This window comes from Pantoea sp. Lu_F5_004 (assembly GCF_051136245.1).
Lineage (GTDB): Bacteria > Pseudomonadota > Gammaproteobacteria > Enterobacterales > Enterobacteriaceae > Pantoea > Pantoea agglomerans.
On sequence record NZ_CP194946.1, the window covers coordinates 1,093,382 to 1,114,776 of the forward strand.

The following is a 21,395-nucleotide window of genomic DNA, read 5'->3' on the forward strand; positions in this document are numbered from 1 at the left end:
CCAACCATAGAAAGGAGAGGGATTGCGTGGAAGTGTATAGCAATGAGAACGAGCAGACCGACGCGCTGCGCAACTTTTTTGCCAACAATGGCAAAGCGTTAGCTATTGGCGTGGTGATCGGCATTGCTGCGCTGGGCGGCTGGCGTTACTGGAGCAGTCATCAGGACGATACGGCGAAGACAGTATCAGCGCAGTATCAGCAGCTCACCAGCGCCATGCAGGCCGGCAAACCGGAGACGCTGGAAGCGGTAGACCGTTTTGCCAGTGAAAACAGCAACACCTACGGTGCGCTGGCTGCAATGGATCTGGCGAAGCAGTATGTTGACGCCGGTCAGCTTGATAAAGCCGCGACGCTGCTGCAAAACGGACTGAAAGATACCAAAGATGCCAATCTGCAGGCGGTGATTAACCTGCGCCTGGCACGCATTCAACTGCAACAGAATCAAGCGGATGCGGCGCTTAAAACCCTTGACGGTGTGAAGGGTGATGGCTGGACAGCCATTGTGGCCGATATTCGCGGCGAAGCGCTGCTGACCAAAGGTGACAAGCAGGGCGCGCGCGATGCATGGAGTAAAGGGGTTGAATCTGACGCCTCTCCGGCATTGAAGCAAATGATGCAGATGAAGATGAATAACTTAAGCTAAGCCAGTCAAGAGAGAGCGCATGGAATTACGTAAATACCTGCTGCCGGGACTGATTTCAGTCACTTTGCTCAGCGGTTGTTCGCTGTTTAGCGGCGAAGAAGATGTAGTAAAAATGGCCCCGTTGCCGAAGGTGGAAAATCAGTTCACGCCACAGAAAGTGTGGAGCACCTCAGTAGGCGATGGTGTCGGTGATTTCTACTCAAATCTGCATCCTGCCTGGCAGGATAATACGGTTTATGCTGCCGACCGCTTTGGTATCGTCAAAGCGCTGGATGCCGCAGACGGTAAAGAAAAATGGAAAGTCGATCTCTCTGAGAAAACCGGCTTCTTCTCTAAAAACCGCTCAGCCATGTTATCAGGTGGCCTGACGGCTGATGGCGATCGGGTCTATGTTGGCAGCGAGCGCGGCCAGGTTTATGCCCTTAACAGCAGTGATGGCAGCCTGGCGTGGCAGACGAAAGTCGCCGGTGAAGCCCTGTCACGTCCGGTAGTCAGCGATGGTCTGGTGCTGGTTCATACCAGCAACGGCATGTTGCAGGGTCTGGATCAGAGCAGCGGTGCCGTGAAGTGGAGCGTCAACCTGGATATGCCAGCGTTGTCTCTGCGCGGTGAATCTGCTCCGGCTGTCGCTTTTGGTGGCGCGATTGTCGGGGGCGACAACGGTCGTGTCAGTGCCGTGGTGCTGAACCAGGGACAACTGATCTGGCAGCAGCGTATTTCCCAGGTCAGCGGTGCCACTGAGATCGATCGTCTGAACGATGTCGATACCACACCGGTTATCGTCAATGGCGTGGTTTACGCGCTGGCGTACAATGGCAATCTGACAGCACTGGATCTGCGTTCCGGCCAGATTTTGTGGAAACGCGAAATTGGCGGTGTGAAAGATCTGATTGTTGATGCCGGCCGCATCTATCTGGTCGATCAGGACGATCGTGTGATTGCGCTTAACGCTGACGGCGGTGTCGCCATCTGGCGTCAAAGCGATCTGCTGCATCGCAACCTGACTTCGCCGGTGCTCTACAACGGCTATCTGGTTGTCGGCGACAGCGAAGGTTATCTGCACTGGCTGAACACCACGGATGGTCGTTTTGTTGCGCAGCAGGAACTGGATAGCTCCGGCTTCCAGACCGAGCCGGTGGTCGCCAGCGATAAGCTGCTGATCCAGTCGAAAGATGGTGAGGTTTATGCGATTACCCGTTAACGGGTAAACGTCTGGCAGGTGAAATCCTCCGTTCCGACGGCTCCTGATTTAATCAGGGGCCGTTTCGTTTTTAGTCAGGCATGGTATTCTTTGCGCCTTAAGCCTGAACTTGACGGCCAGAGCCGTTATAATCACGCCATTCGGGCGATTAATTATTTATTGAGGCATTTTGTTATGGTACCTGTGGTCGCGCTGGTTGGGCGTCCCAATGTGGGAAAATCTACGCTATTTAACCGCTTAACCCGCACACGTGATGCGCTGGTAGCGGATTTTCCTGGACTGACTCGCGATCGCAAATATGGTCGCGCCGAAGTGGAAGGGCGCGAATTTATTGTTATTGATACCGGTGGTATCGACGGCACCGAAGAGGGTGTTGAAACGCGGATGGCCGAGCAGTCACTGCTGGCGATTGAAGAAGCGGATGTCGTGCTGTTTATGGTCGATGCGCGTGCGGGCATGATGGCCGCCGATCAGCAAATCGCTAAGCATCTCCGTTCCCGCCAGAAAGCGACTTTCCTAGTGGCCAACAAAACTGACGGGATGGATCCTGATCAGGCGGTTGTGGACTTCTATTCACTGGGCCTGGGCGAGATTCACGCCATTGCGGCATCGCATGGTCGTGGTGTCAGCAGCCTGATAGAAGAGGCATTGCTGCCATGGATGGACAAAGTTGAGACGGTCGAGCTCACGGAAGAAGAAGAGAATCAGGCGTACTGGGCTGCGCTTGAAGCTGACGAGATTGCTGAGCAGGAAGCCGCCGAGGAAGAAGAAAACTTCGACCCGACGGGCCTGCCAATCAAACTGGCGATTGTTGGCCGTCCTAACGTAGGTAAGTCAACGCTTACTAACCGTATTCTCGGTGAAGACCGCGTGGTGGTCTACGATATGCCGGGCACCACCCGCGACAGCATCTATATTCCGATGGAGCGTGATGGACGTGAATACGTTCTGATCGACACGGCGGGCGTGCGTAAGCGTGCCAAAATCTCTGACACCGTAGAGAAATTCTCGGTGATCAAGACGCTGCAGGCGATTGAAGATGCCAACGTGGTGATGCTGGTCATTGATGCCCATGCCGGTATTTCCGATCAGGATCTGTCGCTGCTTGGCTTCATTCTCAACAGTGGTCGTTCGCTGGTGATTGTGGTCAACAAATGGGATGGCCTGTCGCAGGAAGTTCGCGATGAAGTGAAAGAGACACTGGACTACCGTCTGGGCTTTATCGACTTCGCTCGCATCCACTTTATCTCTGCGCTGCACGGCAGCGGCGTCGGCAATCTGTTTGAGTCGATCACTGAAGCCTATGACTGTTCGACGAAGCGCGTAAACACCTCGCTGCTGACCCGCATCATGAATATGGCGGCAGACGATCACCAGCCACCGCTGGTGCGCAGTCGTCGCGTTAAGCTTAAATACGCGCATGCCGGTGGTTATAACCCGCCTATCGTGGTAATCCACGGTAATCAGGTTAAGGATCTGCCCGATTCTTACAAACGCTACCTGATGAACTATTTCCGTAAATCACTCAACGTGATGGGAACGCCAATTCGTATTCAGTTCAAAGAGGGTGATAACCCTTATGAAGGCAAACGTAACCTGCTGACGCCAACGCAGCAGCGTAAACGTAAGCGTCTGCTGGCGCATATGAAAAAGAACAAGCGTTAAGAATAGAGGGCCATCTGGCCCTCTTTTTTTGCCCTGAATAAACCGGAGCAGGGAGAAAATAGTGACTACTATTTGCGAAAAATGTCAGCAACCGCTGTCGCTCAGCGATGGTGAATTTATCTGTATTACCTGCGGTACGCATTACCCCGCACAACCCTGCTGTCCGGAGTGTCATCAGCCGCTTGAGGTGCTTAAAGCCTGCGGCGCGGTGGACTATTTTTGCCGGAACGGACATGGCCTCATCTCCCGCAAGCGCGTCCTTTTCCAGCCGCCAGGTCACTGACGTCGCTTTCAGCTACGCTTAAAACGTCTGAGAGTGCAGAGCGACGACTGGCTTATTTTGTAGCAAAAATGCTATTGCGCCGTAACAAATGGGTTGTAGATGTTCACTCTGTAATGTACCAGGTGGTACAATCCTGCCGCGTCGTGGGAGGGGCCAGCCACATCCGTGTTCTTCCGGCCCATCGATCTCACGGACGCGGGTCTGTTTATATTTGATTTGAAACCGAGCGGTGCCCGGCGCGGACTGACTTAACGCGCCGGCGTCCGGATGGCATCTGTCCGGGCGCTCTGTTTATTCAGGAGAGTAAGTATTATGGCTGAAACATCCTCCCGCTCCGGAAAGGGGCTGGGAATAGCATCCGTGCTGCTCGGACTGGTGCTGCTTGCCACCGGTCTGTTTTTTGCAATTGGCGGCGGCAAACTGGTTGCACTTGGTGGCAGCGGGTACTTTTTAATTGCGGGTATCGTCACTGTACTCTCCGCAATTCAGTTCTTCCGTCGCAAATCCTCGGCAGTGGTTCTGTTCCTGCTGGTCTTTGTCGGCACCCTGATCTGGTCGCTGTTCGACGCGGGCCTGGAGTTCTGGCCGCTGGTATCACGCCTGATGGTGCCTGCCGGACTGATGCTGCTTGCCTTCCTGATCTGGCCTTCACTGCGTAAGCATGAAGGTAAGCACTCACTGGCAAAACCCTCTTATGCGTTCTCTGCGCTGCTGGCGGCAGGCATGGTTGTTACGCTGGTGCAGATGTTCCAGCCACATCCTACCGTTGCAGGCACGGGCGAAGAGCTGCCGCTGATCCCGGTAGATAAAGCGAAACAGCAGAAAGACTGGGATAACTACGGTAATACCCCGCAGGGCAGCCGCTTTGTGGCGCTGGATCAAATCACCCGCGACAACGTGAAAGATCTGCAGGTGGCCTGGACCTTCCGCACCGGTGATACCCCTGTCAGCCCGACCGGCAACGGCGCAGAAGATCAGCAGACACCGTTGCAGATTGGCAATACCCTTTATCTCTGCACACCGCACAACAACGTCATCGCCGTTGAAGCCAACAGCGGTAAGCAGATCTGGAAACGTGAAATCAATGCCAAAGCGGAAGTCTGGCCGCGCTGTCGTGGTCTGGCTTACTTTGACGCCACGAAACCGCTGCAGCAGCCAGATAAGCCGGGGTCTTCACCTGTGACTGCCGCAGTGTTGCCAGCCGGTGACAGCTGTCAGCGTCGTATTCTGATGAACACCATCGACGCGCGTCTGATTGCGATCAATGCTGACAACGGTGAGTTCTGTGAAAACTTTGGCGATCACGGCATCGTTGATCTCAAAGCGGGCATGGGCAAGGCACCGGATCCGCAATATCAGCTGACCTCAGCGCCAACCCTGGCTGGCACCACTGTGGTGGTCGGCGGTCGCGTAGCGGATAACGTGCAGACGGATATGCCGGGTGGCGTGTTGCGTGGCTTTGACGTTATCACCGGCCAGATGCGCTGGGCGTTTGACCCAGGCAATGTTGACCCGAATGCGATATTGATGCCGGGTAAAGATTATACCCGCAGTACGCCAAATTCATGGGCACCGATGTCTTACGACCCGGCAATGAACACCGTGTTCATTCCAATGGGCAGTTCGTCGGTTGACCTCTGGGGTGCGAACCGTACTGAACTGGATCATAAATATGGCGCATCGGTTCTGGCGCTGGATGCCACGACCGGTAAAGAGAAGTGGGTCTATCAGACCGTGCATAACGATCTGTGGGACTTTGACCTGCCGATGCAGCCAAGCCTGATCGACTTTCCGCAAAAAGATGGCACTACCACACCAGCGGTAGTGATTGGCGGCAAAACCGGCATGATCTTCGTTCTTGACCGTATGACCGGCAAGCCGCTGACTAAAGTCGAAGAACTGCCGATGCCGCAGGGTCATATCCCGAACGAGCAGTACACCAAAACGCAGCCACATTCGACCGGGATGCCGCAGATTGGCAACCAGACGCTGAAAGAGTCTGACATGTGGGGTGCCACGCCGTTTGATCAGCTGGCCTGCCGCATTGGCTTCAAATCCATGCGCTATGACGGCCTGTTCACCGTGCCGGACACCGACAAGTCTCTGAGCTTCCCGGGTTCGCTGGGCGGTATGAACTGGGGCAGCATGTCGGTCGATCCGAACAACCACCTGTTGTTCGTCAATGATATGCGTCTGGGTCTGTGGGTTCAGATGATCCCGGCTGATACCAGCAATATTGCGCGCGGCAGCAACGGCGGCGAAGCGATCAACACCGGTATGGGTGCCGTTCCGCTGAAAGGTACGCCATATGCTGTGAATAAAAATCGCTTTATGTCACCGCTGGGTATCCCATGTCAGAAACCGCCATTTGGTACGCTGTCGGCGATTGACATGAAAACGCAGAAAATCGTCTGGCAGGTGCCGGTCGGCACGGTGCAGGATACCGGACCATTCGGTATCAAGATGCGCGTGAAAATGCCGGTTGGCATGCCAACGCTGGGCGGTACGCTGGCCACGCAGGGCGGCCTGGTGTTCATCGCGGGTACGCAGGATTACTATCTGCGCGCCTTTGACTCTTCAACCGGTAAAGAGGTGTGGAAAGCACGTCTGCCGGTGGGCAGTCAGGGTGGCCCGATGAGCTACGTCTCACCGAAAGATGGAAAGCAGTACATCCTGATCTCGGCAGGTGGCGCACGTCAGTCACCGGACCGTGGTGATTATGTGATTGCTTACGCGCTGCCAGACAGCAAGTAACAACGCTTAATGAAAAGGGCCGACATTGTCGGCCCTTTTTTACGGAAAAGTCTTGCCTGGTTTGCTGTAAGCCCGAGCATGCTCAGGGAACACGGTCAGATCGGAAAGTCGCAAAATCGTCATCCATGACTGCTCGGCCCACGCCGTCCATGGCGCGGGACGCTTTCCTCCTCTGAACGTGTTACCTTCGCTTTAAGCTCATTTGTCGCTAACAGATGAACATCGGATTATCAGCAGTCTGAGGGCCGACATAATAGTCGGCCTTTTTTTTGCTTATTTGCCGTCGCGCCACAGCGCCTGCAACTCAGGCGGCGCCACCTGTTCCGGAATCAACAACACAATGGTGCCAACCTCGCGGCGGGTGGCATACTGAATCTGGATGCGAAAATAGCGCTGGTCGCCACTGCCCACCTGCGCGGCTTTCTCCTCCGGTTCGCCCAGCGGCATCGCCTGCTGCAGCGCATGGCAGACGCGCTCTCTTTCTGGCGGCGGCAGATCGCCCAGCATAAAGCGTCGTTCGGCGCGTAGCCCCGGAATAAAAGCCATGCCGCCTTCACGCGCGACGATGATGGTGGCGTCATCAGTGAGTTCGGGCAGGTCACTCATAGCACGCCAACCTCCTTCCACGCCTGTTCAATGGCACTGCCAACCGATTCATTGAACCGTTTTTTACCATGCTGAACGGTGAAGCGGGCAAAGGTCTTAAAGTCAGCATCCTGTGGCAGTTCGTCGTCACACACCGTGTCATACCAGGCATATCCCGCCTGTTCCCACGCATAACCACCCAGCGCTGTTGCTGCCAGATAAAAAGCCCGGTTAGGAATACCGGAATTGATATGAACCCCGCCATTATCTTCGCGTGTCTTCACGTAGTGATCCATGTGCGCCGGTTGCGGATCTTTGCCCAGCATCGGGTCATCATAGGCGGAACCAGGTTCAGACATTGAGCGCAGACCACGCCCATTGATGCCGCTTGCCAGCAGGCCTTCGCCGATAATCCAGTCCGCCTCATCGGCACGCTGTTTTTTACTGAACTGTTTCACCAGCGAGCCAAACACATCTGACAGCGACTCGTTCAGTGCACCAGCCTGCTCAAAGTAGATCAAGCCGGCTTCATTTTCCGTCACGCCATGCGCCAGTTCGTGCGCCACAACGTCAATCGCGATGGTGAAGCGATTAAAGATTTCGCCGTCACCATCACCAAATACCATTTGCTGACCGTTCCAGAAGGCGTTCTGGTACTTGTCACCGTAGTGCACGGTACCGAGCAACTTCAGCCCCTGATTATCCAGCGAGTTACGCTGATAAGCCTGCCAGAAGAAGTCATAGGTTACGCCAAGATAGTTCCAGGCTTCCTCAGCCGCCACGTCGTCATTGCCGGGCTGGCCCTCCTGACGAATCAGCTTACCTGGCAGGGTCTGCTGACTTTGCGCATCATAAATTTCACGATCCACGTGGCCGCCTGCCGCGGTTTTTGCCACCGGCTGCTTTTGCCAGTGTTCCGCCATCAGGTGCTGGACGTGTGTCAGGGTGCGACGCGCCTGCTCCTGCTGGTGGCCGGAACCGTGCGCGATGATTTTGCGAAGGATATAGGGAGGAATAACGCAATAAGCCATCTGAAACTCCTTGGCATTAGGAATGTACCAGAAAGTATAGACCCGTCAGGCGGGTTAGACCTCATTAGTGAGGCCAGCGTTAAGTGTAAAAGTGTGAGCTGATGGGCAGAGTCAGGAGGCGGTTTTGCGGCGGCGCTTTTTCTCAGGCAGTAACTGCGTCACCTGGCTTTCAACCCAGCCATCATCAAGACGGGTACGGAGCAGGTCGCCGCTCTGGAGCTGTGCGGTTTTCTTCACCACCTGTCCGGCGGTGTCGGTGGTCACGCTAAAACCACGCGCCAGCGTCGCCAGCGGGCTGACGCCTTCCAGCTGCGCCACCAACTGACCAAAGTGCTGTTTGCTGGTGCTCAGCTGTTTTGTCATGCTCTGCTGCAGGCGGTAGTGCCAGCTTTGCAGCTGTTTTTGCGCATCGAACAGCCGCTGCTGAGGCTGCTGGGCGTTGAGTCGATGCGACAGGCGATCCTGCTGACGCGTAGAGTGACGCAGGCGGTTTTCCATCGCTTCACCCAGTCGCTGCTGCAGGCGGAACAGGGCGGTCTGCTGACGGGCCAGACGCAGCTGCGGATGCTGCTGTTGCAGACGATGTTCAAGGCGGGAGTAAAGCCGCTGCTGACGTGCCAGGTAGTAATCCATCGCCATCTCCAGCCGCTGTTGCTGTGACTGCAACTGACGCAGCAACTCCAGCTGGTTACGGCTGACAATTTCAGCCGCGGCGGAAGGGGTGGGTGCACGTAAATCGGCGACGAAGTCGGCAATGGTGACATCGGTTTCATGACCCACCGCGCTGACGATGGGAATGCGGCTGGCAAAAATGGCGCGCGCCACGCGTTCATCGTTAAAGCCCCACAAATCTTCCAGCGAACCGCCGCCGCGTCCGACAATTAATACGTCGCACTCGTTGCGCAGGTTGGCGATTTCAATTGCGCGGACGATAGCCGCTGGCGCATCGACGCCCTGAACCACGGTCGGATAGATGACCACGGGCAGAGAGGGATCACGGCGATGCAGCACGCGTAACACATCGTGCAGCGCCGCGCCGGTGGAAGAGGTGATTACCCCGACCTGACGCGCCGGTTCCGGCAGCGGTTGCTTATGCTGCGGATCAAACAGTCCTTCGGTGGTCAGTTTTGCTTTCAGCAGTTCAAACTGCTGCTGCAGCAAGCCTTCACCCGCCGGATGCATACTTTCGGCTATCAGCTGATAGTCACCGCGTGGCTCATAGAGAGTGATGTTGGCGCGCACCAGCACCTGCTGACCATGCTGCGGACGGAAGGTGACGCGTCGGTTGCTGTTGCGGAACATAGCACAGCGAACCTGAGCGCCATCATCTTTCAGCGTGAAGTACCAGTGACCGGATGCCGGTTGCGTGAAGTTGGAGATCTCGGCGCTGATCCAGACCAGGCCCATCTCTTTCTCCAGCAGCTGACGCACTGTCGTATTGAGACGGCTGACGGTAAAAATATTGGCGATGGGTGGCAGCGACATGTGACGAAGATCAAATTCCAAATCAGCAGGTTAATTCATCGATACTACAGGGCTGTCAGTGCGGATCAAGAGTTTTTCGTAAATAATGCTGGAGGCAATCGATTACGGCCTGTATAATGCCGCGGCAATATTTTATCTATTCTCAATCACCCGAGGTGGAGTATTGCCATGTTAAGAATCGCTAAAGAAGCACTCACTTTTGACGACGTTCTGCTCGTCCCTGCACACTCCACCGTCCTGCCGAATACGGCCGATCTCAGCACCCAGCTGACCAAAAATATCCGTTTAAATATTCCTATGCTCTCCGCTGCTATGGACACCGTGACCGAGTCGGGTCTGGCGATTGCGCTGGCACAGGAAGGCGGCCTTGGCTTCATCCATAAAAATATGTCAATCGAACGCCAGGCGGACGAAGTGCGCAAGGTGAAGAAACATGAAAGCGGCGTGGTGACTGAACCACAGACCGTCCTGCCAACCACCCCACTGGCTGACGTTAAAGCGCTGACCGAGCGCAACGGCTTTGCGGGCTATCCGGTGGTTAACCGCGACAACGAACTGGTGGGTATCATCACCGGTCGTGACGTGCGCTTTGTCACTGACCTTTCACAGCCTGTCTCTGCAGTCATGACCCCGAAAGATCGTCTGGTTACGGTAAAAGAGGGCGAAGCGCGCGATGTCGTGTTGCACAGGATGCATGAAAAGCGCGTTGAGAAAGCGCTGGTGGTGGATGACAGCTTCCATCTGCTGGGCATGATCACCGTTAAAGATTTCCAGAAAGCCGAACGTAAACCTAACGCCTGTAAAGATGCGCAGGGTCGTCTGCGTGTCGGTGCGGCAGTTGGCGCCGGTGCAGGTAACGAAGAGCGTATCGATGCGCTGGTTGCAGCGGGCGTTGACGTGCTGCTGATTGACTCTTCACACGGCCATTCTGAAGGCGTGCTGTCACGTATCCGTGAAACCCGTGCCAAATACCCGGACCTTGAAATCGTTGGCGGCAACGTAGCCACTGGTGCTGGCGCACTGGCGCTGGTGGCGGCAGGTGTCAGCGCCGTTAAAGTGGGTATCGGCCCGGGCTCTATTTGTACTACCCGTATCGTGACCGGCGTGGGCGTTCCGCAGATCACTGCCGTCTCTGACGCAGTTACCGCGCTGGAAGGCACCGGTATTCCGGTGATTGCCGATGGCGGTATCCGTTTCTCCGGTGACATCGCGAAAGCGATCGCCGCCGGTGCGTCCTGTGTCATGGTCGGTTCGATGCTGGCGGGGACCGAAGAGTCACCGGGCGAGATCGAACTCTATCAGGGCCGTTCGTTCAAATCCTATCGCGGTATGGGTTCACTGGGCGCGATGTCTAAAGGCTCTTCTGACCGCTACTTCCAGACTGATAACGCCGCTGACAAACTGGTACCGGAAGGTATCGAAGGTCGCGTGGCCTATAAAGGCCGTCTGAAAGAGATCGTGCATCAGCAGATGGGCGGACTGCGCTCGTGCATGGGCCTGACCGGTTGCCCGACCATTGATGACCTGCGCACTAAGGCGGAGTTTGTCCGCATCAGCGGCGCCGGCATCAATGAGAGCCACGTGCATGATGTGACCATCACCAAAGAGTCACCGAACTACCGCATGGGTTCATAATCCCGATTTCTCGCCCGGCTTCAGCCGGGCGCTTTTATTGATTAAGTCACCGTTCTGGAAAACCCTCAATGACGACGGAAAATATCCATAAGCATCGCATTCTGATTCTCGATTTCGGCTCACAATATACTCAGCTGGTTGCACGTCGCGTGCGCGAGCTGGGCGTTTACTGTGAACTCTGGGCATGGGATGTCACCGAAGAGCAGATTCGCCAGTTCAATCCAAGCGGCATCATCCTTTCCGGTGGCCCGGAGAGCACCACCGAACTGAACAGCCCGCGTGCGCCTGAATATGTCTTCAGCGCTGGCGTGCCGGTGCTGGGTGTCTGCTACGGTATGCAGACGATGGCGATGCAGCTGGGCGGCACCGTTGCTGGCTCAACCGAGCGCGAGTTTGGTTATGCGCAGGTTGAAGTGACGACGCCAAGCGCCCTGGTTCGCGATATTGAAGATGCGATCAGCGCCGCTGGCAAACCGCTGCTGGATGTCTGGATGAGCCACGGCGACAAAGTCACGGCGATCCCGGCTGACTTCGTGACCGTTGCCAGCACAGAAACCTGTCCGTTCGCCATCATGGCTAACGAAGAGAAGCGTTTCTACGGCGTGCAGTTCCACCCGGAAGTGACCCATACCCGCCAGGGCCTGCGGATGCTTGAGCGCTTCGTTATCGACATCTGTGAATGTGAAGCCCTGTGGACGCCAGCCAAAATCATTGAAGATGCGGTTGAACGCCTGCGTGTGCAGGTCGGCAGCGACAAAGTGATCCTCGGCCTGTCAGGTGGTGTTGACTCCTCCGTGACGGCAATGCTGCTGCATCGCGCCATTGGCGACCGACTGACCTGCGTGTTCGTGGATAACGGCCTGCTGCGCCTGAACGAAGCACAACAGGTTATGGATATGTTTGGCGACCACTTCGGCCTCAACATTATTCACGTTGAAGGCGAAGCGCGCTTCCTCGACGCGCTGGCAGGTGAGAATGAGCCGGAAGCGAAACGTAAAATTATCGGTCGCGTCTTTGTGGAAGTCTTCGACGAAGAAGCGCTGAAGCTGCAGGACGTTAAGTGGCTGGCACAGGGCACCATCTATCCGGATGTCATTGAGTCTGCGGCCTCTGCAACCGGTAAGGCGCACGTCATCAAATCGCATCACAACGTCGGCGGCCTGCCGAAAGAGATGAAGATGGGCCTGGTTGAGCCGCTGCGTGAGCTGTTCAAAGATGAAGTGCGTAAGATTGGTCTGGAGCTGGGCCTGCCTTACGACATGCTCTATCGCCATCCGTTCCCGGGTCCAGGTCTGGGCGTGCGCGTGCTGGGCGAAGTGAAGAAAGAGTATTGCGACCTGCTGCGCCGTGCCGATGCCATCTTCATTGAAGAGCTGCATAAAGCGGATCTCTATAACAAAGTCAGCCAGGCGTTCACCGTCTTCCTGCCGGTACGTTCAGTCGGCGTGATGGGCGATGGCCGCAAATATGACTGGGTTGTCTCGCTGCGTGCGGTGGAAACCATCGACTTTATGACCGCACACTGGGCCCACCTGCCGTATGAGTTCCTGGGTCGTGTCTCTAACCGCATCATCAATGAAGTCGACGGCATCTCCCGCGTGGTGTATGACATCAGCGGTAAGCCACCAGCGACGATTGAGTGGGAATAACCTGGCCTCAGCCAGTTAAGCCCTGATAATTCTGAAGCCCGCTCCCCAGCGGGCTTTTTTATTGCTCTGACCGTGCGCAGACTCGCTGTTTTAACCTTTCAGCGCATCCAGGTCCATCGCTGGTGTTTTCATGTTCACTTTACTGTGAATTACGCTATCCTCCATGCAGTAAAAGCCCGCAACTGACGTCAGTTGTGTCCCGCTCTTACCCGCCGCTTTCATCGATCGTCCGTATCCCAAAGCCGCCGCTTACTGAAACCGCCTGCTGAACAGGCGATTCGCGATTCTTACGTCACCAGGAATGTTGTCATGCTCTCACTTAAAGTGTTCAGCCTGTTTTTTGTTGCCGTACTGCTGCTATCGCTGGGAGCCAGCATTGCGCAGGCGACGCGTCACAGCGAAACCGCAGAGCCGGGCGGCTGGGCGACCGCCCGACGTGATTCGTCCGGGATAGCACCCGACCCGCGCGCTTTATATAGCTTGGCTATTGTACAGGTCTATGCTGCGCCGACCTATGGCTGGAAAGGGGCGGTGGCGGTGCATCCGTGGATCATCTTCAAGCGCGCAGGTGAAACGCGTTTCACTCGCTACGAAGTGATTAGCTGGGGCAGCGGCGATAAAGTCCGGCGCAACACCAACCTGCCTGATGGCTACTGGTATGGCGCAAAACCGCGGCTGCTGGTGGAACATCGCGGACCGGAAGCAGAAGCGATGATCCCGCAGATTGAAGCCGCCATTCAATCCTATCCGTGGCCGACAACCTACCGCGCCTGGCCAGGACCGAACAGCAACACCTTCCTGGCGCATATTGGCCGCGAAGTACCCGCTTTAAGGCTTGATCTGCCCGCTAATGCGCTGGGTAAAGATTACCGGCCACTGTGGCGTCCGGTCGGGCTGCCGCCATCCGGGCGCGGCCTGCAGGTGTCGATTCTGGGCGTGGTGGGAGTGACGCTGGGTGCAGAAGAGGGATTTGAAGTAAATCTGCTGGGCCTGAATATGGGAGTCGATTTCACACCGTTCCGGCTGCGTCTGCCGTTTATTGGCGGCCTGGGAAGTGACAACCTTCAGCAGGATAAGCCCTGACAGTCTGGCCCCGTCAGGGGCCGTTTCACCTCAGCACACGCCAAAGTCACCCTCTTCGTGATAGAGATTGACGCTCTCTGCTTTCACTTCGATCTCTTTTTTCGCTGCATCATCAACGCGTGCACACCATAAGGTGTCACCTTCGACGCGCAGCACCTGCATTTTCGGGCCGCCGGTTTTCGACTGAACAAAATCCTCTGCTTTAAACATATTGCCTCCGTTGTTAATCGTTTCTGCTGCCAGATGACTTCTGGCGCTGATCGTTTTTTGTGTGACGTTTTCCAGTTTATACCCTGACTGTTTTACTGCGAGAAAAAGTCTGCGCATGCTGAGCTGCACTAAGATAATTTCATCGGGTTGTCAGTTGACAACTTATCAATTCAGCGTCAGGATAGGGAAAAACATGGCAAGGAAGCGGCATCCCAACAAAGAGATCGAAACGGCGTTACGTTACGGCGAATCCCATGGCTGGCTGGTCGTCACGGGAGGCCATCACGCCTGGGGCAAAATGTACTGTCCGAAAAATCTGTTGATGTGCCGATGTGGGGAGTTTTGTCTGACCTGTATCTGGAGCACACCAAAAAACGCACATCAGAATGCCCGTGCGCTGCGGCGCGTGGTCGACAACTGTCACTATCGGAAGTCCTGATGCAGCACAAGGAGAAGCATATGGAATATTGTTTCACATTACGGTTCAGCCTGCCGGAAGGGCACGCGCCGGTGGATGAACTGCTGGAAACGCTGGCAGCGGCAGGCTGTGATGATGCGCTAATCGGCCTGGGCATGCCGGGCAGAATTGCACTGGAGTTCACCCGCGAGTCTGACTCCGCAACGGATGTATTGAAGCAGGCAGAAGAGGATGTGCTGCGTGCGATACCGGGAGCCACGCTGGTGGAAGCCGCACCCGATTTTGTGGGATTGACGGATGTGGCGGAGATCATCGGCATGACGCGTCAGAATATGCGTAAGCTGATGCTCAGCCACCGCCCGCCGTTTCCGCTACCGGTGCATGACGGTAAAACCGCCATCTGGCACTTAGCGGATGTGCTGGAGTGGCTGAGTCAGCGTGGTAACTATACGCTGCCTGCGGCGACCCGAGAGCTGGCACAGGTAACGCGGCAGCGCAATCTTAACGGGTCGCTGCAACGTTACGGCCTGCAAGCCTGACGATCAGTGCGGCAGCAGGAAAATCGTCGCCAGCCCCAGGAAAATAAAGAAGCCGCCGGTGTCGGTAAGGGCGGTGATCAATACGCTGGATCCGACGGCGGGATCGCGATTCATTTTAGTCATGACCAGCGGCACCAGCACGCCCATCAGCGCGGCCAGCAGCAGATTCAGCGCCATGGCCAGCATCATAACGCCGCCCAGCGCCATATTGTCATACATCAGCCAGGTGATACCGCCCATGATGCCGCCCCAGAACAGGCCGTTGATCAGCGCCACGCCAAGTTCGCGGACGATCAAAAACGAAAAGTTGCCCGGTTCAACCTGATGTAAGGCCAGCGCCCGCACAATCATGGTGATGGTCTGATTACCGGTATTGCCGCCTATACCCGCGACGATCGGCATCAGCGTGGCCAGCGCCACGATTTGCGAAATCGTCCCTTCAAACAGCCCGATAACCCGTGAGGCGACAAAGGCGGTGCAGAGGTTAATCGCCAGCCAGGCCCAGCGTTTACGTACCGATTTACGCACCGGCGCAAACACATCCTCTTCCTGACTGATCCCCCCCATTTTACGGATGTTGCTTTCGTTTTCGGCATTCACCAGGTCGATGATGTCTTCAATGGTCACGCGGCCAATCAGCTTGCCTTTGGCGTCGGTGACGGCGGCAGAAATGAGGTTATAACGTTCAAAGGCGCTGGCTGCGTCTTCGGCCTTATCGTTAAGCTGGAAGGTGGTAGGGCGGGCGTTCATCACGTCGCTCACCAGGGTTTTGGGTTTGTTAAGCAGGATGTCCGTCAGCAGCAGCTCGCCCAGCAGCTGATTATCTTTATTGGTGATAAAGAGTTTATCGGTACCGCCCGGCATGCTTTTGCGCTTGCGCAGAAAGCGTTGCACTGTTGCAAGCGTGACATCTTCACGCACCGTAAGGATATTAAAATCCATCACCCGGCCCACGCGGTCACGGTCAAGCTGCACCATATCGAGCATGCGGGCGCGCAGGGCGGGCTCCACAGTTGCCAGCAGGCGTCCGGTCAGGTCACGTGGCAGATAACGCGCCAGCCAGACCTGATCGTCGATATCCAGCGGCTGGATAGCGCGCAGGATATCGCGGTCGCTCATCTCTTCGGTGAGGCTGGCCCAGACCGTTTCAGACGCTTCAACCAGCACATGGCCGCGCCGCTCGTTCGGCACCAGCCGCCACAGCGCCTGACGTTCTTCCTCGGGCAGGGCTTCGAGAATATCCGCGAGGTCAGCGGCATGCAGTTGCAGAATGTCCTGTTCCAGCGCGTCACGCTGGGCCGCATTTTCACGTTGCTGTTCAGGATTGAGATCGCCCGATTTCTCCAGCAGGGCATCAACCAGATCGTGCTCGCTGAGCAGCAGCGTCAGAATGCGATGACGTATTTCACTTAAACGTTGAGAGTGAGAGGCAGACACATTGGATCCCTTAAGTCTGAAAGCACCAGCACGAAGTGTAGCGTTTCGCCTGAAAAAGGGATGCAAAAAAGAGTCCAGTTATCTGGATAACGTTTAAGTTTCAGGTGCGTTTCAGGCGAAATGTCGTTATTGGTTATTCGCTATCGCGTATCGCCTGATGTTATGGCAACCGGTTCAGGAATAGCTTTCTGTTGCTGATGATGCTCGAAGGCAGCAGGCAGGATAAAAATCAGGCGACTAAAAAGAATGATAAAACTAATCAGCAGCACAATGCGGGTCATGGTGCCGGTTTTTTGACGTCTTCGGGGAGAAATAGCGCTGTTCACGCGGGGTGGTTCCTGTAATGACCCCATCTGGGGCGACTGCAATATTTAGTCACAGTCGCCTGATGAAATCAATCGCTGTTGAAAAAAACAGCAGATAAAGATCAGTAACTCGCTTTTTGCGCCAGCAGCGTCGCAAACCGACAGGTGATGCGGTTGCCATTTTCATCTGTGCGATGCAGCTGACCGGGGTGCTCGTTGTACTTCACGATGTGCCAGTTGCGGTAGTAGTGGCTGAGCTCACCTGATTTAAACGCAAAGGAGAAATCAGCCGGGCAGGGCATATCGTCCGTGTTCATCGCCGCCACGATCAGGTTAAAACCGTCTCTGACCGTACAGGCCTGCATGTCGGCAATCAGCTGCGGAATAGTCTGCGGCTGAAGGAACATCATCACCACGGTCGACAGCACAAAGTTGAAGCCGCCATTAAAGCGCGTGTTGTTCAGGTCGCGCTGCTCGGTATGAATGCCGCTGAGATTTTCCTGCGCAATAATTTCCTGCAGGCGCGCCAGGCTTTGCGGGTTATGATCCCACGCCGTGACGTCAAAACCGTGCTGATTCAGAAACAGCGTATTGCGTCCCACGCCACAGCCAAGGTCAAGCGCCTTGCCGACGTTGAGCTGGGGCAGCGCCGCAACCACTTCGGAGTGGGGCGGCGTTAAACCATAGGTTTCGGCAAAATAGTTTTCGCCTGAAAGTGGTGCGGTTGGTTGTGTCATATTCATCAATTCAGTTAAACGGGCGCCAGGCGCACGGGTTGTCAGACTTCTTCTTCGAGGATTAGTTTCCATCCCGTGACGTCATTCCAGTAAACCTGCTCCCGTTCAAGATCGAGCTGAACCAGGTTGTTCTGCGTGAAGTAGCCCGCCGGGAAGGTCAGCGTCCAGTGGCCGTCATCGCATTTCAGGGTTAACGCCTCCGGACGCGTGGTGGCCTGTCGCTGATTATTCAGCAGGGTACCCAGGCGCAGCAGGAAAATCAGCGGCACAAACTGCTTTTTCTTGAACAGCGTCACGCGCGGCAGCTCATCAAGCTTTATCGCTTTACGATGGAATCTGACCAGCGCCGCCAGCAGCATCTGCTGATCCTGATTGAAGCCCGGCAGGTTGGTGTTTTGCAGAATATAGGCTGAATGGCGTTGCAGGCCGCTGTGATTGATGGTCAGGCCCACTTCGTGCAGCATCGCCGCCCATTTCAGCAGTGCGGCTAGTTGTGGATTCGCCAGTTTCTGATTCTGCTCGCGCCACTGCAGATAAAGCTGCTCGGTGGTGTCGAGCACACGTCGTGCCTGATCGCTGTCGATAGCGTAATGGTTCGCCAGACTCTGTGCCGTACGGCTGCGAATATCCTGATGGCGGAAACGGCCCTCCATCTCATAGAGCACACCTTCACGCAGCGCACCGTCGGAGAGGCGCAATTCGCGAATGGCCAGCGCATCAAAGACGCCGCACAGAATCGCCAGCCCGGGTACAAACACGCCTTTACGCTCTTCCGACAGACCCGGCAGGCTGAGTGCAGCAAAGGATTTGTGTTTCATCACCTCGTCATAGAGCTTTTCGAGGCGCTCAGGCGTAATCAGCTTCTCTTTTTCATCCATCGCCAGCAGCACTTCGCAGGCGGCTTTGATGGTGCCGGACGCGCCCAGCGCATATTGCCAGCCATGCAGACGATATTGCCACGCCAGCGTTTCCAGCTTCTGCGCGGCCGCTAAACGGGCGCGACGGAAGTTTTCACGGCTGATTTCACCTTTCGGGAAATAGAGCTGGGCGAAACTGACGCAACCCATGCGTCGGCTCTCAACCAGTTGCGGTTCAAAATCCTCGCCAATGACCAGCTCGGTTGATCCGCCGCCGATATCGATCACCAGCTTGCGGCCTTTCTCCGGCTGGGTATGTTCAACGCCCATAAAGATCAGGCGAGCCTCTTCATGGCCCGAAATCACCTCTATCGGATAGGGGATCACCTCGGCCGCACGTTGCAGGAAGGTTTCGGCGTTGACCGCCTCGCGCAGCGTATGGGTACCGACAATCGTCACGTTGCTCGGACTGAACCCCTGCAGGCGCTCGGCGAACAGGGCCAGGCAGGCTAACCCCCGCTCCATCGCTTCCTCGCTGAGGTTGTGCCGGGCATCCAGCCCGTCAGCCAGATGGACGCGCTGCTTAAGGCGGCCCAGTACCTGCATCGCACCATCGACAACCCGCGCAATCACCATATGGAAACTGTTCGAGCCCAGGTCAATCGCCGCAAACTCCTGGGGTTTTGGCGTACTTTTATGAGAAATTGGCATAGGATTTATTCAGGTTGTTCCAGTTTCTTGATGTAATCATAAATGGCCAGCTGCGATCGCACTTTACGACGATTGCCGCGCTGGACGTAATGGTTACTCAACTCTTTATCGACGATGCGGGCTTTCACCGTATCACTCAACTGAATAGCAATAATGTCGAGTATGCGCTGCCGGATGTGGGGATCGAGAATCGCCACTGCCACTTCGATACGGTAATCAATGTTACGTGTCATCCAGTCAGCGGAGGAGAGGAACACCTTCTTATCGCCGCCATTCTCAAAAATATAGACGCGATCGTGTTCCAGATAACGGTCAACAATACTGATGACACGAATATTTTCACTGATCCCGGGCAAGTCAGGGATTAATGAGCACATTCCGCGCACCAGAAGATTGACCTTCACCCCTACGCTGGAGGCTGTATAAAGCCGATCAACCAGACCTTTGTCCACCAGATTGTTGATTTTCAGAGTAATGCCGCAGGGCTTATTCTGCTGCGCATTAGCAATTTCGGTATCGATTAGCTCATACAGCATCCGGCGCGAGTTCTGCGGCGAGACCATCAGATGATCGAACGTCACGGGTCGATAGGGATTCTCAATAAAGTTGAACACCCGACGCACTTCATTGGTGATACGCGCATCCGCGGTCAGCAACGAATAGTCCGTATAGAGACGCGCGGTTTTCTCGTTAAAATTGCCGGTACCGATATGCGCGTAGCGCACAATCTCTTCGCCTTCGCGGCGTGAAATCAGGAACAGCTTGGCGTGGATCTTCAGGCCTGGTGCGGAGAAAATGACATGCACGCCCGCTTCAGTCAGGCGTTTCGCCCAGTAAATATTGGCTTCTTCATCGAAGCGCGCCTGCAGTTCCACCACCACCGTGACTTTTTTACCGTTATAAGCGGCATGGATCATCGCATCCATGATGCGGGAATGTTTAGCAACGCGGTAGATGTTGATTTTGATCGCCAGCACGCTGGGGTCGAACGACGCCTGACGCAGCAGCTCCAGCACATGCTCAAAGGTGTGGTACGGGTAGTAGAGCAGTACGTCGCGATTGCGAATCGCATCGAAGCCGTTGCGGAAACCATCAAAGCCGATGTGGCGAATCTGCGGCAGCGGGCGGTTTACCAGGTTGTTTTTGCCGACGTTCGGGAAGCCGATAAAGTCTTTGAAGTTGTGGTAGCGACCGCCTGGCAGGATAGAGTCCAGGTTTGAGATAGAAAGCTTGTGGCACAGCAGCGACACCATCGTGTCGGGCATATCGCGCTGGTAGACGAAACGCACCGGTTCCGCCGTCAGTCGCTGCTTCAGGCTGGAGGACATCAGCTCCAGCAGGCTCGACTCCATCTCCGTGACCAGGTCGTACTCGGCGTCACGCGTCATTTTCATTGAATAGGCGTTGAGCGCGTCGTAGTCGTAGAAACCTTTAAAAATGTCATCCAGGCAGTAGCGCAAGATGTTATCCAGCAGGATCATTGGCTTACGGCGGCGCGGTGGCTCAGCCGGTAAATTGATGAAACGCGGGACTTTGTCGGACGGAATTTCCAGCAGCGCATACTGAATATTGTCACCGCGAATTATCTCTACCGCCAGATAGGTGTAGTCATCTTTAAGGAATTCGGTCAGATCCGTTTCATGGGTGATCAGAATCGGCGAGATATGCTGACGCAGCTCGTGCTTGAAGTAGTGGCGCAGCCACGCCTGCTGATTGGATGAGAGCTGACGTTCGTTGATCAGGAAGATCTGGTTACGTGCCATCTCCAGCAGCAGATCGTTATATAGCGCATCAAACTCCTGATCGGACTTCATCACCCGCTGCTGAATTTTCTTAAACAGATGGCGTGGCGTACTGGCGGAACCCTGCTCTTCACCAATCAGAATGCGGCGTTTGAGGTCGGCGAAACGCACTTTATAGAATTCGTCGAGATTATTGGAGTAGATACCCAGAAAGCGCATCCGCTCAATCAGTGGATTGCTTTTGTCTGCTGCTTCCTGCAAAACCCGTTCATTAAAGGATAACCAGCTTAATTCTTTTTCAATATAAAGCTTTACCTGACCCATTCTCACTCCATTTAGCGGTTGCAGGACTGAAGATCCAGTATCCACCAACATTATGGCGAGAGTATGGCAGCGTTGTCCAACGCCAGGAGTTGTCTTATCA

The 21,395-nt window shown here is 55.4% G+C and carries 19 protein-coding genes; 10 read left to right on the plus strand and 9 right to left on the minus strand.

Features of this window, described 5'->3' with window-relative positions:
- Positions 1 to 26 precede the first annotated feature (26 nt).
- From ACR8BN_RS05185 to ACR8BN_RS05205, 5 genes are all read left to right on the plus strand, one after another.
- Positions 27 to 644, plus strand: a complete 618-nt coding sequence (locus tag ACR8BN_RS05185) for a YfgM family protein (RefSeq protein ID WP_039390780.1) — start codon at positions 27 to 29, stop codon at positions 642 to 644.
- A gap of 19 nt (positions 645 to 663) precedes the next feature.
- Positions 664 to 1,845, plus strand: a complete 1,182-nt coding sequence (gene bamB / locus ACR8BN_RS05190) for an outer membrane protein assembly factor BamB (RefSeq protein ID WP_031594239.1) — start codon at positions 664 to 666, stop codon at positions 1,843 to 1,845.
- A gap of 174 nt (positions 1,846 to 2,019) precedes the next feature.
- Positions 2,020 to 3,510 carry a ribosome biogenesis GTPase Der gene (gene der / locus ACR8BN_RS05195; RefSeq protein ID WP_010257536.1) on the plus strand — a complete coding sequence of 497 codons (1,491 nt, stop codon included), beginning with the start codon at positions 2,020 to 2,022 and terminating at the stop codon, positions 3,508 to 3,510.
- A 61-nt stretch (positions 3,511 to 3,571) separates the two neighbouring features.
- Positions 3,572 to 3,793 (plus strand): zinc ribbon domain-containing protein, encoded by a 222-nt coding sequence (locus ACR8BN_RS05200; RefSeq protein WP_083069229.1) that lies wholly within the window; start codon positions 3,572 to 3,574, stop codon positions 3,791 to 3,793.
- A 312-nt stretch (positions 3,794 to 4,105) separates the two neighbouring features.
- Positions 4,106 to 6,547, plus strand: a complete 2,442-nt coding sequence (locus ACR8BN_RS05205) for a glucose/quinate/shikimate family membrane-bound PQQ-dependent dehydrogenase (protein ID WP_010257526.1) — start codon at positions 4,106 to 4,108, stop codon at positions 6,545 to 6,547.
- 273 nt (positions 6,548 to 6,820) lie between these two features.
- Here ACR8BN_RS05205 and ACR8BN_RS05210 read toward each other — a convergent pair whose 3' ends face one another.
- The 3 genes from ACR8BN_RS05210 to xseA form a co-directional block, all read right to left on the minus strand.
- A complete protein-coding gene (locus ACR8BN_RS05210; RefSeq protein ID WP_039390785.1) occupies positions 6,821 to 7,153 on the minus strand; it encodes a protealysin inhibitor emfourin in 333 nt (110 codons plus the stop codon).
- Positions 7,150 to 8,163: a M4 family metallopeptidase gene (locus ACR8BN_RS05215; protein WP_010257519.1), complete on the minus strand. Its 1,014-nt coding sequence runs from the start codon at positions 8,161 to 8,163 to the stop codon at positions 7,150 to 7,152. The genes ACR8BN_RS05210 and ACR8BN_RS05215 overlap by 4 nt, the downstream gene beginning before the upstream one ends.
- Positions 8,164 to 8,274: 111 nt before the next feature.
- The gene (gene xseA, locus ACR8BN_RS05220) at positions 8,275 to 9,648 is read right to left on the minus strand and encodes an exodeoxyribonuclease VII large subunit (protein ID WP_434747573.1); all 1,374 of its coding nucleotides are present in this window, start codon (positions 9,646 to 9,648) and stop codon (positions 8,275 to 8,277) included.
- A gap of 168 nt (positions 9,649 to 9,816) precedes the next feature.
- Between xseA and guaB the strand changes: the two genes are divergently transcribed.
- The 3 genes from guaB (at position 9,817) to ACR8BN_RS05235 (ending at position 14,015) form a co-directional block, all read left to right on the plus strand.
- Positions 9,817 to 11,283 (plus strand): IMP dehydrogenase, encoded by a 1,467-nt coding sequence (gene guaB, locus ACR8BN_RS05225; protein ID WP_031594021.1) that lies wholly within the window; start codon positions 9,817 to 9,819, stop codon positions 11,281 to 11,283.
- Between the two features lie 68 nt (positions 11,284 to 11,351).
- Positions 11,352 to 12,932 (plus strand): glutamine-hydrolyzing GMP synthase, encoded by a 1,581-nt coding sequence (gene guaA / locus ACR8BN_RS05230; RefSeq protein WP_275102832.1) that lies wholly within the window; start codon positions 11,352 to 11,354, stop codon positions 12,930 to 12,932.
- 309 nt (positions 12,933 to 13,241) lie between these two features.
- On the plus strand, positions 13,242 to 14,015 hold the full coding sequence (locus ACR8BN_RS05235) for a DUF3750 domain-containing protein (RefSeq protein WP_434747381.1): 774 nt from the start codon (positions 13,242 to 13,244) through the stop codon (positions 14,013 to 14,015).
- 30 nt (positions 14,016 to 14,045) lie between these two features.
- Here ACR8BN_RS05235 and ACR8BN_RS05240 read toward each other — a convergent pair whose 3' ends face one another.
- Complete coding sequence (locus ACR8BN_RS05240) at positions 14,046 to 14,225, minus strand: hypothetical protein (RefSeq protein WP_022624131.1); 180 nt, start codon at positions 14,223 to 14,225, stop codon at positions 14,046 to 14,048.
- A 193-nt stretch (positions 14,226 to 14,418) separates the two neighbouring features.
- On the opposite strand from ACR8BN_RS05240, the gene ACR8BN_RS05245 reads away from it, so the two are divergent.
- Positions 14,419 to 14,664: a hypothetical protein gene (locus ACR8BN_RS05245; RefSeq protein WP_434747382.1), complete on the plus strand. Its 246-nt coding sequence runs from the start codon at positions 14,419 to 14,421 to the stop codon at positions 14,662 to 14,664.
- A 20-nt stretch (positions 14,665 to 14,684) separates the two neighbouring features.
- Positions 14,685 to 15,182 carry a helix-turn-helix transcriptional regulator gene (locus tag ACR8BN_RS05250; RefSeq protein WP_022624132.1) on the plus strand — a complete coding sequence of 166 codons (498 nt, stop codon included), beginning with the start codon at positions 14,685 to 14,687 and terminating at the stop codon, positions 15,180 to 15,182.
- 3 nt (positions 15,183 to 15,185) lie between these two features.
- Here the strand turns inward: ACR8BN_RS05250 and mgtE are convergent, their stop codons facing one another.
- From mgtE to ppk1, 5 genes are all read right to left on the minus strand, one after another.
- Entirely contained in the window at positions 15,186 to 16,619 is a 1,434-nt protein-coding gene (mgtE, locus tag ACR8BN_RS05255) for a magnesium transporter (RefSeq protein ID WP_010671330.1), read from the minus strand.
- A gap of 140 nt (positions 16,620 to 16,759) precedes the next feature.
- Entirely contained in the window at positions 16,760 to 16,945 is a 186-nt protein-coding gene (locus ACR8BN_RS05260) for a YfgG family protein (RefSeq protein ID WP_010671331.1), read from the minus strand.
- Positions 16,946 to 17,046: 101 nt separating this feature from the next.
- The gene (gene tehB, locus ACR8BN_RS05265; protein ID WP_010671332.1) at positions 17,047 to 17,661 is read right to left on the minus strand and encodes a tellurite resistance methyltransferase TehB; all 615 of its coding nucleotides are present in this window, start codon (positions 17,659 to 17,661) and stop codon (positions 17,047 to 17,049) included.
- 41 nt (positions 17,662 to 17,702) lie between these two features.
- Complete coding sequence (ppx, locus tag ACR8BN_RS05270; RefSeq protein WP_010260078.1) at positions 17,703 to 19,229, minus strand: exopolyphosphatase; 1,527 nt, start codon at positions 19,227 to 19,229, stop codon at positions 17,703 to 17,705.
- A 5-nt stretch (positions 19,230 to 19,234) separates the two neighbouring features.
- Positions 19,235 to 21,295, minus strand: a complete 2,061-nt coding sequence (gene ppk1, locus ACR8BN_RS05275) for a polyphosphate kinase 1 (RefSeq protein ID WP_010260075.1) — start codon at positions 21,293 to 21,295, stop codon at positions 19,235 to 19,237.
- Positions 21,296 to 21,395 lie beyond the last annotated feature (100 nt).

Bases quoted from the DNA above. Each gene is read 5' to 3' on its own strand.
- bamB (WP_031594239.1), top strand. From the start codon at position 664: ATGGAATTACGTAAATACCTGCTGCCGGGACTGATTTCAGTCACTTTG.
- der (WP_010257536.1), top strand. From the start codon at position 2,020: ATGGTACCTGTGGTCGCGCTGGTTGGGCGTCCCAATGTGGGAAAATCT.
- ACR8BN_RS05205 (WP_010257526.1), top strand. From the start codon at position 4,106: ATGGCTGAAACATCCTCCCGCTCCGGAAAGGGGCTGGGAATAGCATCC.
- ACR8BN_RS05210 (WP_039390785.1), bottom strand. From the start codon at position 7,153: ATGAGTGACCTGCCCGAACTCACTGATGACGCCACCATCATCGTCGCG.
- ACR8BN_RS05215 (WP_010257519.1), bottom strand. From the start codon at position 8,163: ATGGCTTATTGCGTTATTCCTCCCTATATCCTTCGCAAAATCATCGCG.
- xseA (WP_434747573.1), bottom strand. From the start codon at position 9,648: ATGTCGCTGCCACCCATCGCCAATATTTTTACCGTCAGCCGTCTCAAT.
- guaB (WP_031594021.1), top strand. From the start codon at position 9,817: ATGTTAAGAATCGCTAAAGAAGCACTCACTTTTGACGACGTTCTGCTC.
- guaA (WP_275102832.1), top strand. From the start codon at position 11,352: ATGACGACGGAAAATATCCATAAGCATCGCATTCTGATTCTCGATTTC.
- ACR8BN_RS05235 (WP_434747381.1), top strand. From the start codon at position 13,242: ATGCTCTCACTTAAAGTGTTCAGCCTGTTTTTTGTTGCCGTACTGCTG.
- ACR8BN_RS05240 (WP_022624131.1), bottom strand. From the start codon at position 14,225: ATGTTTAAAGCAGAGGATTTTGTTCAGTCGAAAACCGGCGGCCCGAAA.
- ACR8BN_RS05245 (WP_434747382.1), top strand. From the start codon at position 14,419: ATGGCAAGGAAGCGGCATCCCAACAAAGAGATCGAAACGGCGTTACGT.
- ACR8BN_RS05250 (WP_022624132.1), top strand. From the start codon at position 14,685: ATGGAATATTGTTTCACATTACGGTTCAGCCTGCCGGAAGGGCACGCG.
- tehB (WP_010671332.1), bottom strand. From the start codon at position 17,661: ATGACACAACCAACCGCACCACTTTCAGGCGAAAACTATTTTGCCGAA.
- ppx (WP_010260078.1), bottom strand. From the start codon at position 19,229: ATGCCAATTTCTCATAAAAGTACGCCAAAACCCCAGGAGTTTGCGGCG.
- ppk1 (WP_010260075.1), bottom strand. From the start codon at position 21,295: ATGGGTCAGGTAAAGCTTTATATTGAAAAAGAATTAAGCTGGTTATCC.